Here is a 14835-nt window from a genome sequence, read left to right as displayed (position 1 = left end):
AACCTCCTTGTGCTTCTGGCACGTTTTTTATTTTTGTAAAATCTTTTTTTAATTTTACAATTTCAGTATAGGACAGCAGTATGAAACTTTTATGAAAGTAATACCGTATTTTATATTATTTTTATAAAAATTAACTTCCCAATTGAAACCAGAATACAACTCCTCTATTTTGATTTACAACTCCATATTCACAATTGTGCAATTCCATTATTGCAGAAACAATAGAAAGACCTAGACCACTTCCTTTATATCCATCTTTATGTTCAAGTTTATAAAAACTCTGCCAAATATTTTCTATTTCCTCTAGGGGAATATTTTTGCCAGAATTATAGACCTCAATTCGTGTGTAACTTTTACATATACTCACAGAAATATTTATTTCCTTATTTTCATCTACATGATGAATAGCATTGGTTAAATAGTTAGATACAACATCGGAAATCAAATTTCTATCAGCATAAGCAAAAACTTTATCATAATGAATAAATTTAGGTATTATCTGACGTTGTTCAAATAGTGGAGCATACCTTTCAATGACCTCATCAATAAGTTTATTTATGTCAAAACGCTCTAATTTTAGGTTATAGTCATCTGTTTCAAGACGGGCAAGGGATAGGATTTTCATGACTAATTCCTCCATGTTTTCCGCTTCTTTATATATTGTGGATGCATAATTTATTCTGCTTTCCTCATCATCCGCTACATTATCCATAAGGCCCTCCGCATAGCCCTTTACAATGGTAATAGGCGTCTTCAACTGATGTGAGGCATTTTGTAAAAACTTCTTACGCATTTTTTCAATCCTATCTTTTTGATGAATATCAAGTGCCAGCTTATTGTTTTTATTTTTAAGCTCTGTTATGGTATTGTCTAATATTTTGGAAAGTACATTCATATTTTCTCCCAAATCCTGTATTTCATCTTTTCTATTTCCCTTATACCTGCCGGTGAAATCTAGTAATTTCATGTTCTCAGACATTCTAGAAATTTCAGTTATTGGCTTGGTTAACTTTTCTGCCATAATAATTGAAATTACTATACCTATTATTAATGCAGCTAGTGCTACATATAACAAAAATTCATTAAAGATTTCCGCACTGCTGCTAATTGATGCTACTGGGAGATACATTATTAATTTCTCATTGCCTTTTAAGTTTCCAGCAAATAAAATAATTTCAGAAGACATTTTCTTAAGGGATATTTTTCTAATGGTATAATCTTCAGTCTTTTTTAATATACTACTTCTTTGTATCAATGCTTTGCTGTTCAGAAGTGTAAGAATCCTTGGGAATATTCCAGATGTCATATCTTCCTGAGGATATACAAAAATATTTATATTATGATCGTAGATAAGAGTATTTAATTCTTCCTCAAAAGCATTGTTGTTATTACTGTATAGCTGGTGCAGATGCTCATAATTGCTTGTCATAAAACTTATCTTTTTATACGTATAATATTTTTCAAGAAATACTGCATTAGTTATATAGTACAAAAGCACCATTACCAAAATGAGACCACTGAGAACGAAAAACATATTCATCTTAATAGATCGTTTCATTGTTTCACCTCAAATTCATACCCTACCCCTCTTATGGTCTTTATATAATCAGCTTTATTAGTCAGCTTTTTTCTAAGTTCTTTTATATATACATCCACTGTTCGAATGTCTCCCTCATAATTAAATCCCCAGACATTATTTAAAATTTTTTCTCTGGTTAAAACAATCCCTTTGTTTATAAATAAATATGTAAACAATTCAAACTCCCTTTTAGTCAGGTTCAATGGCTTATTATCCAATATGATATCATACTTGCTCTTATGATATTCTAGAACTCCTATTCTTTCATGCTCCCCTTCTTTTAAATAACGCCTGAAAACCGCTTCTATTCTTGCCATAAGAGCCTTTGCCGAAAACGGCTTAGTTACATAATCATCGGCTTTGAGATTAAAACCTAATATTTCACTTTCCTCATCATCTTTTGCGGTAAGCATAATTACAGGAACATCTGTGTGTTTTCTAATCTCTGTCAACACCTCATAACCATTCATTCTAGGCATCATTATATCAAGTATGATTAAATCAATTTTTTGATTGAAAAATACTTCTACAGCATCTTCTCCATTTGCAGCTTCTGAGACGCTGTAATTTGCTTTTATAAGGTAATCTCGCATTAAACTTCGCAGCGCTTTTTCATCATCAACTACTAAAATATGTCTTTTATCCACTATATCACCTTCTCTAAATAAAAATTTAAATTTTTATTATATCACTATATTGTAAAAGTTTTATGAAAATTACCACATATCAACATTTATTGTTTCTAAGTCTCCAGCAAATCAATTGCTTATAGGCTCATTGAGGGTTATTAGAACCCTTGGAACAAAGCCTAGAATAAACCTACAAAATTCCAAATGCTATAACATACAAAAAATGAAAAGGCTGTTGTTGAAATTCTTACCAACAGCTTTAATCTAAATTAGCACTATTAATTCCTAAAAACAAAATACACTATTAATATGCTATCACTCCTTATTTTAGTTGTCTTACCTGTGATTCTAAGTAGCTATTGAATTCATTCAAAAATCTACCTACTGTCTTTAAATCTTTATACTGTCTCTATTGTGACTACTTCATAACCAGCATCAGCTATAGCTGTCTTAAATTTTTCATCATCTACATTATGTGCAAGCTCAACTACAGCATCTTTTTCTTTAAGGTCGGCTTTTGCAGATTTTACTCCACATATTTCATTTAGTGCCTCCTCAACATGCATAGCACAATGTCTACAAGTCATTCCTTTAATTGATATCTTCTTTTTCATTTTATATTCCTCCTAATTTCATATAATTATATTTAAATATTTATCTAGCTGTTTTAAATCTTTTTAATCTTAAAGCATTAGCTAAAACTGATACAGAACTAAGGCTCATTGCAGCTCCTGCTATCATAGGATTTAATAGTGGGCCTCCAAATATGTGTAAGATTCCCATTGCAACCGGTATTCCAACTGTATTATAAGCAAATGCCCAAAATAAATTTTGCTTAATATTTCTTATAGTACTTTTACTTAATTGCACAGCCGTGGGAACATCCATTAAATCGCTTCTCATAAGAACTATATCTGCTGATTCCATAGCAACGTCTGTTCCCGAACCTATAGCTATACCAATATCAGCTTGTGCTAGTGCTGGAGCATCATTTATACCATCACCAACCATTGCAACTTTCTTACCTTCATCCTGAAGTTTCTTTACTTCACTCGCTTTGTCTTGCGGTAAAACTTCTGCTAGAATTCTATCTATTCCTACCTGTTTAGCAATAGCTTCGGCAGTTCTTTTATTGTCTCCAGTTATCATTGCTACTTCAATTCCCATATTATGAAGCTTTTCTATTGCCTTTTTACTATTTTCCTTAACAGTATCTGCAACAGCTATAATTCCTGCTATTTTTTCACCTACAGCTATATACATTGGAGTTTTACCTTCTTCTGCTAAGTTATCTGAAGCCTTTTCTAATCCTGTTAATGATATTCTGCTTTCGACCATGAGTTTTTTATTTCCGAGTAATATATTTTTACCATCTATCTTGACTTCAATCCCATGCCCAGGAATAGCTCTAAAGAAATCAAGCTTCTTAAATTCTAGTCCTTTTTCTTCTGCGCCTTTGACAATCGCCTCGCCAAGGGGATGTTCTGAACCTTTTTCTGATGATGCAGCTAATTGTAATAAATCATTTTGAGTTATAGCATTTACAGTAACTATATCAGTAACCTTTGGTTTTCCTTCTGTTATAGTACCTGTCTTATCAAATACTATAGTTTGTATCTTATGGGCAGTTTCTAGTGCTACACCACTTTTTATTAAAACACCGTATTCTGCTCCTTTACCTGTACCTACCATAATTGCTGTTGGGGTAGCTAAACCTAGGGCACATGGACAAGCAATTACTAAAACGGATATAAATATTGTAAGTGAAAATATTCCTGATTCTCCACCAAAGAAGTACCATGCTAAACCTGAAATAACTGCTAAAGATATAACTATAGGGACAAAGTACCCTGAAATAACATCTGCAAGTTTTGCAATTGGAGCTTTGGAACCTTGAGCATCTTCTACTAACTTTATAATTTGGGCAAGTGTTGTATCTTTACCAACTTTAGTAGCTTTATATCTTATAGTTCCATTTTTATTTATACTTGCCCCAATAATTTTATCTCCAGCATTTTTTTCTACCGGAATACTTTCACCTGTTAACATTGATTCATCTACTGAAGTAATACCTTCAATAACTTCTCCGTCAACAGGTATCTTTTCTCCTGGTTTAACTACTATTACATCTCCTACTTCTACTTCTTCAATAGTAATTTCTCTTTCTTTTTCGTCTCTTATAACTATGGCTGTTTTAGGAGCAAGTCCCATAAGTTTCTTGATAGCTTCAGAGGTCTTTCCCTTAGAAACAGATTCTAAATATTTACCAAGAGTTATTAAAGTAATAATTACTGCTGCTGACTCAAAATATAAGTCTTTAGTATAACTTACATCTCCACCGATAATCTTAACTGTTGAAAATACACCATAAAGAACTGCTGCGGATGTACCTATTGCAATAAGTGAGTCCATATTAGGGCTTCCTTTAAATAGTGTTTTAAACCCAATTGTGTAATATCTATTACCTGCAATTATAACAGGTATAATTAAGAATAATTGTGTTAAAGCAAATACTTCTGGATTCATCATGGGATTAACAAAATCAGGTAGTGGAAGTCCTAGCATATGACCCATTGCCATATAAAGTATGGGTACTGTGAATATGGCAGATATAATGAACTTCTTCCATAAGAGTTCTATTTCTTTTTCTTTTCTCTCTTTATCCATATCTACTGCAGCTTCTTCCATTGCCTTATAACCAGCTTCTTCTACTGCATTCTTTATATCTATAACTCTTATCTTTGAGGGCTCATAGCTTATAATTAATTTTTCAGTGGCTAAATTAACACTTGATTCTATAACGCCATCAAGCTTTTTCGCAGCTCTTTCTACTGCTTTAGCACAAGATGCACATGTCATTCCTTCTATTTTAAATGATTTAGCCTCCATGTATTTTCCCTCCCTATAAACATAAACAAGTGCTATTTAACAATTATTTTTGATAAAAGTTCTATAATTTCATCTATCTTCTCGCTTCCTTTGTTATGTTCAAAGGCTTCGGCATTAAGCCATTTTAAATGTTACAAAGGCACAAGGAAATCCGATAAACAGTAAATGTGTTATATCAGACTTCCTATTTTATGATGTTCTACTTTACAAGTGATCATGACTTTGTTTGTCTGTAACTATTTATCAATGTCGTGTTTCTCAGTTAATATTTGCTTTTTTCTTTTATATTCTTCCTCACTTATTTCACCGGATGCTAATTTCTCATTCAGTATTTCAATTGGTTTTCTGTCATTTCGGTAACCGCTTCTACCATTAAATGATCTTATGAAAAATACTACTATAGCGATTATAAGTAAAAGACATACAATCATCATAGGCATCATTCCCCATCCCCAATATCCGTGCATCATATTAATCCCTCCTCCTAAAATTCTTGTTCAATCTATATACTTCTATTTTTACAAATAGAATACCTTATTATACTCGCTTTACTAATTATTGAAATTTGCTATATAACTTCTTTTTTCATTACATATTTTCTTTCAAACCTATCAGCACAATTCTGACTGCAAAAATAATATGTCCTACCATTTATTACTCGGCATAGGGCATCCTTTTTAGACACATACATGCCACACACAGGATCTCGTGCCATATCTACTGAATTTTCAATATATCCTACACTGTGTTCTTCATAATCTTTCTTCATATTTTTATGATTCACATGCCCGCCTCCGCAGCATCCTCCTTCATGAGAATCTCCATATCCATTATGATTTGTATGCCCGCCTCCACAACATCCTCCTCCTTTGGACATCATGTATATCATTACTCCAAATATTAAAAAGTAGAACCAGTTATTTGCTAAGAATTCCAAACTAAACACCTCTTTTCAATATTAAAACATGTCAAATTTTTTAATTTTTATTATTCGTGTATAGTATATAGCAGAGTTATGTAGATAAAATGAAGATTTATTAACTTACCTTAGAAGAACTTATCCTGGGGCGTAGCAGTGCTTATCTTCCACTTTGATGAGGATGGGAGTATTGGCTAATTGCCGCGTTCGGATAAATATGAGCATGTAAATTGCTCCTATTATAGAAATACTTCTATTCTACAATAGGAGCCTCTTTTTATTCAATATTTGTTTTTCATGATTAAATCCATCAGCAGGGTTGTTTATTTAATAAGATATTATTAAGCTGTGATACCTTTAATTCCAAATATAGGTTTTATAAAAGGTATTTTTGCTTTTTGATAAATATTTATATCCCCAACGATCTTTAAATCCTTTAAAACAAATACTTTAATATTATTATATTTATAAATATCGTATAACTCCTCGTCTATTATGTCAGTTTCAAATAAAACCCTAATTTTAACAGTTTTCACATCATTATGAATGTTACCACAATCGCAATCTATTGATGTATTCTTAATGAATACCACAAAACATAAATTTTTACCCTGAACATAATTCAGAACCTTATTGTCAATTTTTACCATAATTTATTACCTTCCCACTTATTATATAATTAATATCTTCTTATTTACCCCGCTGGACGTTAAATAATAACTTCTACTTAAAGAACATATTACCAGTAAATAAATTAATAACTTATTCATTAATCTATCGGATTTAATTTTTGCATTATTATGATTCTCGTTTCAATTGAAATGTGAATATTTATTTAAATTACTGAAATAATACTAATTATATATAATTAATATGGAGATTTTATGAAGATTCTAATAAGTTATACATAAAGGAATTTTGTTATTATTGACAAATAGAATATGTTGCATGCAGTTTCATAATGATTACGTCCGAGAATATGAGGTGATTTTGCTACTTATGTTTTTCTCTTTTTTCAGATATAGACATCATCATATGGCTTAAAGGACATAATAAGAATAAGAAGTAAGCTAGATATCTGTTTTCAATATTAAAATAGTTAATAGCAATAATCCCTACTAAAGGAAGCAGACAGCACACAATCATAAGTATTGAATGATAGTTTTTATGCTTGTGATTAGTACTATATATATTATTAGCATCAAAATTTTCACTACTCTCATGTGAATGATTTCCATGATTTAAGTAACGCATATTTTTACCTCCAAATAGGTAGTTTATTATTTGTATTAATAATACTAAAAACATATATAGATCTTATGGAGAAATAAAATTTAAAGTAAAAATTATAATTAAAAAGATACTATGTGAGATATTTCATACATAAGTTTAACTTCATAATTCCTACATATACATTATTTAACTCTGCGAGCTGTTATATAGTCCCTCCTATCAACCGGTGAAATCTTAACTACATCTCCAGTACGAGGAGCATGTATCATTGCACCGTTACCTACGTACATCCCCATATGAGTAGGGTTACCACCTTTACCAAAGAAAACTAAGTCCCCCGGTTGTAATTGTTCTCTTGATACACCTACTCCATCATTTATCTGATCATATGTAGTTCTTCCTATAGAAATTCCAAAGTGTTTATATACATATTGAGTAAAACCAGAACAATCAAATCCACTAGGTGTAGTTCCACCCCATAAATACGGTGTTCCTAGAAAATTTGAAGCATACGCTACAACATTATCATTACTTATAGGCGAACTACCCCTAGATAGAGTTATCTTAGGTGCTTCACTTCTTATATTAGCAACCTGATTTACAGCTGCACTCACAGCATTTTGTTCAACCAGTGCATATTGTCTCTGCTGCTGTTTAGCTTCTTCTATTAGCTTTTCTTGATCACTTTTATTTTTATTAAGTTCATTTAATTTATTCTCATTCTCATATTTTAACGCTAATAATTTTTTGTCTTCTACTTTTAGCTTGTCTACTTTATCTGCAATATCTTTTTGTTTTGTTTTATAATTTGAAATAACCTTAGTATCATAGCTCATAATTCTGCTAATCGTGTCCACCCTCGAAATGAAGTCCCCTAGTCCTCTAGAGTCTAAAAGTATATCTAAATATCCACTAAAACCATTTATATAAAACGCTCTTACTCTGTTGTTAAATAATTGCTTTTGTTTTTTCATATCAATTTTAACTTTTTTTAATTCATTCTCTGAATTCTTAATATCTTGTTCTTTTACTATTATTTGCTTTTTATTATCATCGATTTTATCCATTATCCCTTCTATCTGATTGTCCAAGTTTTCTATACTTGCTTCAAGTTCTTGAACCTTTGAATATGAATTACTACTATTTAATTCCGGTTGTGCAAAAACTACACTATTGATTGCTACCGTAAGTGTTAATGCCATTAATAACTGCTTTAATCTTTTATTCAATACTCCCTCTCCTAACTTTAATACTCATTTAGTGTAAATGAATGAAGCAATACATTTATACTAAATAATGTATTTTAGTAAATTAATGTAATGTTTATATTAAACACTTTAGCAAAATGTCTAAATATATAAAATATCACACTTATTCCAATTTGTCAGATTATATATACTTTTGCATTATACAAGAATCTTATGTAGATTTTATGAAGATTTTATTATCAATAGACGTTTTTTATAATTTTCTACTTTAAATGAAACATTAGATTACTTCTATGCAATTAATAAATATATAAATATAGTGTTGTATAATTAATTCATGTGGTGTTTAATTCATATTTGTAAGATTATAAGGTATATGCATAACATAAACCAAAAAGATATTATGGAGGTTATGTTTAAATAGTCATATATTTAATTTTATGGAGATGTGTTAAAAAATTAGCATATTAAAGAAGGAAACGAGGGATTGCATTTTATGTATAAGAGAAAACCTAAATGGCTAAAAATAAAAATAAGAGCGGGACAAGTCTCTCGAGATGTAAAAGAAATACTTAAAAACGATTCTTTAAATACCGTATGTAGTGAGGCAAATTGTCCTAATAGAATGGAATGTTTTAATAAGAGCAGGGCAACTTTTATGATACTTGGGAAAAATTGTACCAGGAACTGTACATTTTGTAATGTAACTAAAGGCAGGCCTGAAAAAGTTGATAAAAAGGAACCCTTTAATGTAGCTCAAGCAGTTGATAAATTAAACTTGAAACATGCAGTAATAACCTCTGTTACAAGAGATGACCTAGAAGATGGAGGGGCTTCTCATTTTGCCAGTGTTGTAGAGGAAATAAGAAAGCTTAATAAAAATATAACAGTAGAAGTTCTAATACCTGATTTTAAGGGAAGTGAAACTGCCCTTAAAAAAGTGGTGGATTCAAACCCTAATGTAATAAACCACAATGTAGAGACAACACCTGCTTTATATGAGGAAGTAAGACCAATGGCAGTTTATAAGCGCTCATTGGAACTTTTAAAAAGAGTTAAGATTATGGACAACTCAATTTTAACAAAATCAGGATTTATGTTGGGACTTGGAGAAAAGGAAGAAGATATTATAAAAGTATTAAAAGATTTGAGAAAAGTAGATTGTAACATTGTTACAATGGGTCAGTACTTGTCGCCTTCTTCAAAACACCATGCTGTTGTAGAATACGTTCATCCTGATGTATTTAAAAAGTATAAAGAAATAGCTTTAGATCTAGGTTTTAAATTTGTCTCATCTGCATGGTAAGAAGTTCTTACCATGCAGATGAAATGATTAAAAATTAGTATCAAAATGAGATAAAGTTAAATGTATAATCTCGTTCCAGAGAATAATTTAAGATACATTATTCTTTGGAAGTGTCACAAGTGTAATTTAATATATCAATAGTAAATATTTTAGATGAGGAAAAAGTATGAGTAAGAAATTATTTTATATAAAACTAATGCATACAATAATATGGTTTTTTTATGTTTTTGTATTTTTCTATATATTATATACAGGGATTTTTAATAAGATAAATTTATATTTGTGGATTGCAATTGGCTTAGAAATTATTGAAGGTATAATTTTAATAATTTTTAAAGGAAAATGTCCTTTAACTGTTTTAGGATATAAATACACTGATAATCCTGAAGTTGGATTTGATATATATTTACCAAAATGGTTAGCAAAATACAACAAAATAATATATGGTTCAGGGCTTGTTATTGCTATGTTCATAATAATCTATAGAATATTACAAACGTGATTAGGATATATATTAATCTTGTTATACAAGTATAGAAACAAAAAGACGTGTTTCAAAAACAGCCTTTTTTCTTACACCTTTTTAGTTCAATCCATATTTATAAGATCTCTGCTCCTAATGCTAGACAAAGTTCTTATATAGCCCACTAACCATAATTCTATTACAAGTAATAGTGAATTTTTGTAAATAACACAAGAATAAAGAAGGAGGTGTTTACACATTAATATTGAAAAAGAGAAAAAAGTTTTAGGTATTGAACGGAATATTTTTTTTGCTGGCATAACTAGCTTTTTAACTGATACAACTACAAAAATGATATATGCTATTATGCCATTATTTCTAATGTCTATAGGTGCTTCAAAGACAGAAGTATCACTTATTGAAGGAATTGCAGAGAGTACAGCATCAGTTCTCAAAGCTCTGTCAGGCTGGTGGAGTGATAAAATTGGCAAAAATAAACCTTTCATGGTTATAGGCTACGGATTTACCGCTATTTTATCTCCATTATTTTCAATAGTAACTTCACCTTTGCAGGCTCTAGTTATTAGATTTAGTGAAAGAGTTGGAAAGGGAATAAGGACTGCCCCAAGAGATAGTCTTGTAGCGGGCTCATCAAGTGATAGTGAAAAAGGAAAGAGTTTTGGGTTTCACAAAGCTATGGACAATAGTGGCGCTATATTAGGACCACTACTTACCTTTGCAATTTTGTCAGTATTCCCTGGAGATTATCGTAAGGTATTTATGTTTTCAATTTTACCTGGGATATTTGGATTGCTTACTATAATTTTCTTTGTGAAGGAGGCTAAAAAGAGTAAAGATACTCTCCCTAAAAAAATTGCTTTTAAGGACTTTTCTACTAAGTATTATGTGTTTTTATGGATTGCTTTTATTTTTACCCTTGGTAATTCAACTGATGCTTTGTTACTGGTAAAGGCTAATGACATTGGTATAAAAGCTTTGTTTATACCTCTTGTATACTTGATATTCAACTCTATGTCTGTAGTATTTGCTGTTCCTATGGGAGTGCTCTCTGATAAGTTTGGTAGAGAAAGGCTTATTATCTTTGGATATATGCTTTATTCCATAATATATTTTGGTTTTGGAAGAACAAATAATAAAATCCTGATTATTTTGCTATTTGCCTTATATGGACTTTACAGTGCAGCAACAGATGGGGTACAAAAGGCATTAGTCTCAGACCTTATAGATAAGAATAAGAGGGGAACAGGACTAGGAATATATAATTCACTAACAGGAATGACCTTACTTCCTGCAAGCCTTATAGCTGGTGTATTATATGATAAGGTTAATAATAGTGCTCCTTTTTATTTCGGTTCAGTAATGGCGTTATTAGCTACAATACTAATGTGCGTATTTTATAAGAAATGGTGCAATATGAATTAAATACAGTTTAATGAATAGATTAATTACAAAACGATTTAAATTTCACACTATGAGCTTATAGTATTTTCTTACTTCATTATAAAAAGGCAATACTTATAAATTATAAAAGATCAATAGTATTCTAAAAGTTAATTAAACAGTTTTGAAAAGCACATCTATTTGATTAATTCAAATCACATAAATTTCACATAAAAATCTGATTGTTATCACAAAGTTTTCAGTTAACATTCTAACTAACACATATATAAACTTTAGAAAACTCTAATAAATATAAGTTTTTAGAGTTAATAACCATAATAGAAGGTGATCATTATGATTCTAAAAGAGACAACTTACAATAAGAAATATGAAAAAACATTTTTTGCACTGGGAACTATAAATACAATAGTTGTTTATGGTTCAAGCTGTGAAGATGCTCTGAATAGTGCTTGTAGGAGAATTCTGGAAATTGACTATAGAATGTCTGCCTTTAAAAATGATAGTGATGTAATGCAAATAAATCACTATGCTGGACTTGAAGCACAGAAAATAAATATTGACACGTTTAATTTACTAAAACGTGCCTTGGATTTTTCAAGGGCTTCAGGTGGAGCCTTTGACATAACAATTCGGCCTTTAACTGAACTTTGGGGGTTTGGATCAAAACAAAATTATGTACCAGAAAGAAAAAAGATTGATAAAGTTTTACCCCTGGTAAATTATCAAGATGTACTATTGGATGATAAAAAATGTACAGTTTTTTTAAAAAATAAAGGACAATCAATTGATTTGGGTGGTATTGCAAAAGGATATGCAGCTGATGAAGTTAAACGTGTGCTGTTGCAATATAAAATTGAAAATGCCTTGATCAACCTAGGAGGAAACATTATAACAATGGGACATAATCCAACAGGTGCATCTTGGCGAATTGGCATTCAAAACCCGTTGTCCGCTAGAGGACAATATATCGGAAGAGTATCAGTCACAAATAAGACAGTTGTAACCTCCGGCAGTAATGAACAGTTTTTCATCAAAGGAGGGGAAAGGTATCATCACATTATAGATCCACACACGGGATATCCATCAAAAAATGAGCTTTTAAGCGCAACTGTACTATGCGAATGTTCAACTGATGCGGATGCTGTGAGTACTGCTCTTTTTGTACAGGATATTAATAAATCAATATCTTTATTAAGAAGTATTAATGCTGAAGCTATATTTATTTTGAAGAACAAGGATATTCTTGTTACAGAAGGATTATTAGATAATTTTGAGAGGAGATACCATCAATGAAGAAAGCTAAAATTTCAATAATACAGGTTTCAAGACTTCTGATTCAAATCATATTTTTTATATTTCTACCATCACTATACATAGATACATTTACAGGAATTAAGCAGATTTATGTAGCTTTAATCAGGCAAAATATTGCTTTTACTCAGCTGATTCCTCAATTAGTAGAAGTTGTTGTTATTATTCCATTTACAATTATAATAGGCAGATTTTTCTGTGGATGGATGTGTGCCTATGGAGCCTTTGGTGATTTTATTTATAAAATATCAAGTAGAGTATTTAAAATAAAATTCGAAATCAATGAAAATATAGACAGAGTTTTTAAATATCTTAAATATATCTTATTAGCATTTTTAATTTTGGTTATATGCACTTTTAACATCACTGCATTTAGTACCTTCAGTCCTTGGGATGTTTTTGGAATGGTAGATTCTGTAGGAAAAGCACCTGATTTTTCTTATGCAGCAGTAAATCTAACTGTTGGGTTTATTCTTTTTATTCTCATTACTATTGCCTCAATGTTTATTGAAAGGTTTTTCTGCCGCTATCTTTGTCCACTTGGTGCAGTATTTGCCATTATATCAAAACTGAAAATTGCAAAAATACAAAAATTAAGAACAAAATGTGGTGATTGCAGAATATGTACAAACAATTGTGCCATGGAAATACCTCTTTATAAATATGATGTTATAAAGAGTGGTGAATGCATAAATTGTATGCAGTGTATTACCGCGTGTCCAAGAAAGAATATTACTTTGACTGTATGTGGAGATGATGTACGCCCTCTTATTGCAGGAGCAGCAGCTGTATCTGTTATGACAGGCTTTTATTATGTAGGTAACCTTGGAGTAAGTGCAGCTGGGCTAAACAATACGCAGACAGAAACACAAAGCAGTCAAAGTACTGCAACTGCAGGTACTCTTTATAAAGATGGTACTTACGAAGGCTCTGGGACAGGATTTAGAGAAGGCATAACAACAGTTTCTGTAATTGTTAAAAATGGTAAAATTACTGACATCACTACTCTTTCTTACCAAGATGATAAAAAATTCTACGATAGAGCATCCGGTACAGTTATTGGGGAAATTATAGATAGCCAGTCTACAAATGTTGATGCAGTTTCAGGAGCTACTTATAGCAGTAATGGTATTATGGAAGCTGTAGAGAATGCGCTGAGCAATGCCAGAATATCAACAAATTCACCTGATTCTTCATCAACTATTGATTCAAGTAGTAATGACCAACATGTTACAAACAGTCAGTCTAATACAGAAGTATCTTCTGATGCAACTACTAGCACGAGCTCACAATATAAAGATGGTACCTATGAAGGCTCTGGTACCGGGTTTAGGGGAGGTACAACAACAGTTTCTGTAGTCGTTAAAAATGGTAAAATTACTGACATTACTACTCTTTCTTACCAAGATGATGAAAAATTTTATGATAGGGCAGCCAGCACAGTTATTGAGGAAATTATAGATAGTCAGTCTACAAGTGTTGATGCAGTCTCAGGAGCCACTTTCAGCAGTAATGGTATTATGGAGTCTGTAGAGAATGCGCTAAGCAATGCTAAACAATAAAAAGTATTCAGATGTGAAATAATGTTCTATCGATTTTGGTTCCTCAATTCGCTAATCAGCTTTTTGTAGCCAATAGAGTAACTGAATTAGGTACAGGAATTGTTATAAAAAAAGAGACTGGCTTAGTTTACTTTTGAGCTAGCCCCAGTCTGATGGAGTGGTGCGTAACGTGATTGATTAATTAGTTTTTTATTTTGCTGCTGTCATATGTGAGGATACAGCCGACCAAATTCTCGTTCGGAACTGGAGCCCTTTTATTGTTTGGACGAACCCCATGTCGAACAACGTAGACCGTCTGGGTTGATTCATTAGTT

13 protein-coding genes and 1 pseudogene are annotated in these 14835 nt (G+C 31.2%); 5 read left to right on the top strand and 9 right to left on the bottom strand.

The features are described from left to right. Positions 1 to 130: 130 nt before the first annotated feature. The 9 genes from BS101_RS09100 to BS101_RS09060 all read right to left on the bottom strand — a co-directional run bounded on the left by BS101_RS09100 (position 131) and on the right by BS101_RS09060 (position 8478). Positions 131 to 1558, bottom strand: a complete 1428-nt coding sequence (locus BS101_RS09100; RefSeq protein ID WP_073538539.1) for a sensor histidine kinase — start codon at positions 1556 to 1558, stop codon at positions 131 to 133. Beyond that, the gene (locus tag BS101_RS09095) at positions 1555 to 2226 is read right to left on the bottom strand and encodes a response regulator transcription factor (protein ID WP_073538538.1); all 672 of its coding nucleotides are present in this window, start codon (positions 2224 to 2226) and stop codon (positions 1555 to 1557) included. Before BS101_RS09095 ends, BS101_RS09100 begins: the two co-directional genes overlap by 4 nt. Before the next feature lie 380 nt (positions 2227 to 2606). Then, the gene (locus BS101_RS09090; protein ID WP_073538537.1) at positions 2607 to 2822 is read right to left on the bottom strand and encodes a heavy-metal-associated domain-containing protein; all 216 of its coding nucleotides are present in this window, start codon (positions 2820 to 2822) and stop codon (positions 2607 to 2609) included. A 40-nt stretch (positions 2823 to 2862) separates the two neighbouring features. Then, positions 2863 to 5097 (bottom strand): heavy metal translocating P-type ATPase, encoded by a 2235-nt coding sequence (locus BS101_RS09085; RefSeq protein ID WP_073538536.1) that lies wholly within the window; start codon positions 5095 to 5097, stop codon positions 2863 to 2865. Positions 5098 to 5333: 236 nt separating this feature from the next. Next, positions 5334 to 5567 carry an SHOCT domain-containing protein gene (locus BS101_RS09080; protein WP_073538535.1) on the bottom strand — a complete coding sequence of 78 codons (234 nt, stop codon included), beginning with the start codon at positions 5565 to 5567 and terminating at the stop codon, positions 5334 to 5336. A 98-nt stretch (positions 5568 to 5665) separates the two neighbouring features. After that, the gene (locus tag BS101_RS09075) at positions 5666 to 6034 is read right to left on the bottom strand and encodes a YHS domain-containing protein (protein WP_073538534.1); all 369 of its coding nucleotides are present in this window, start codon (positions 6032 to 6034) and stop codon (positions 5666 to 5668) included. Between the two features lie 323 nt (positions 6035 to 6357). Beyond that, positions 6358 to 6666 (bottom strand): hypothetical protein, encoded by a 309-nt coding sequence (locus BS101_RS09070; protein ID WP_073538533.1) that lies wholly within the window; start codon positions 6664 to 6666, stop codon positions 6358 to 6360. A gap of 343 nt (positions 6667 to 7009) precedes the next feature. Continuing rightward, positions 7010 to 7270 (bottom strand): hypothetical protein, encoded by a 261-nt coding sequence (locus BS101_RS09065; RefSeq protein WP_073538532.1) that lies wholly within the window; start codon positions 7268 to 7270, stop codon positions 7010 to 7012. Positions 7271 to 7431: 161 nt separating this feature from the next. After that, positions 7432 to 8478, bottom strand: a complete 1047-nt coding sequence (locus BS101_RS09060; RefSeq protein ID WP_073538531.1) for an NlpC/P60 family protein — start codon at positions 8476 to 8478, stop codon at positions 7432 to 7434. Positions 8479 to 8953: 475 nt separating this feature from the next. Between BS101_RS09060 and lipA the strand changes: the two are divergent. The 5 genes and pseudogenes from lipA (at position 8954) to BS101_RS09035 (ending at position 14521) form a co-directional block, all read left to right on the top strand. Beyond that, positions 8954 to 9801 (top strand): annotated as a pseudogene (gene lipA, locus BS101_RS09055) (lipoyl synthase). Positions 9802 to 9929: 128 nt separating this feature from the next. Next, positions 9930 to 10265, top strand: coding sequence for a hypothetical protein (locus BS101_RS09050; RefSeq protein WP_073538530.1), 336 nt, complete (start codon positions 9930 to 9932; stop codon positions 10263 to 10265). Between the two features lie 219 nt (positions 10266 to 10484). Continuing rightward, entirely contained in the window at positions 10485 to 11669 is a 1185-nt protein-coding gene (locus tag BS101_RS09045; protein ID WP_073538529.1) for an MFS transporter, read from the top strand. Between the two features lie 312 nt (positions 11670 to 11981). Continuing rightward, a complete protein-coding gene (locus tag BS101_RS09040; protein ID WP_073538528.1) occupies positions 11982 to 12941 on the top strand; it encodes an FAD:protein FMN transferase in 960 nt (319 codons plus the stop codon). After that, on the top strand, positions 12938 to 14521 hold the full coding sequence (locus tag BS101_RS09035) for an FMN-binding protein (RefSeq protein ID WP_073538527.1): 1584 nt from the start codon (positions 12938 to 12940) through the stop codon (positions 14519 to 14521). The genes BS101_RS09040 and BS101_RS09035 overlap by 4 nt, the downstream gene beginning before the upstream one ends. Positions 14522 to 14835 lie beyond the last annotated feature (314 nt).

The organism is Clostridium kluyveri, from assembly GCF_001902295.1.
Classification (GTDB): Bacteria; Bacillota; Clostridia; order Clostridiales; family Clostridiaceae; genus Clostridium_B; species Clostridium_B kluyveri_B.
Note: the sequence above shows the minus strand (reverse complement) of the source record. Positions and strands in the feature narration are given on the sequence as shown.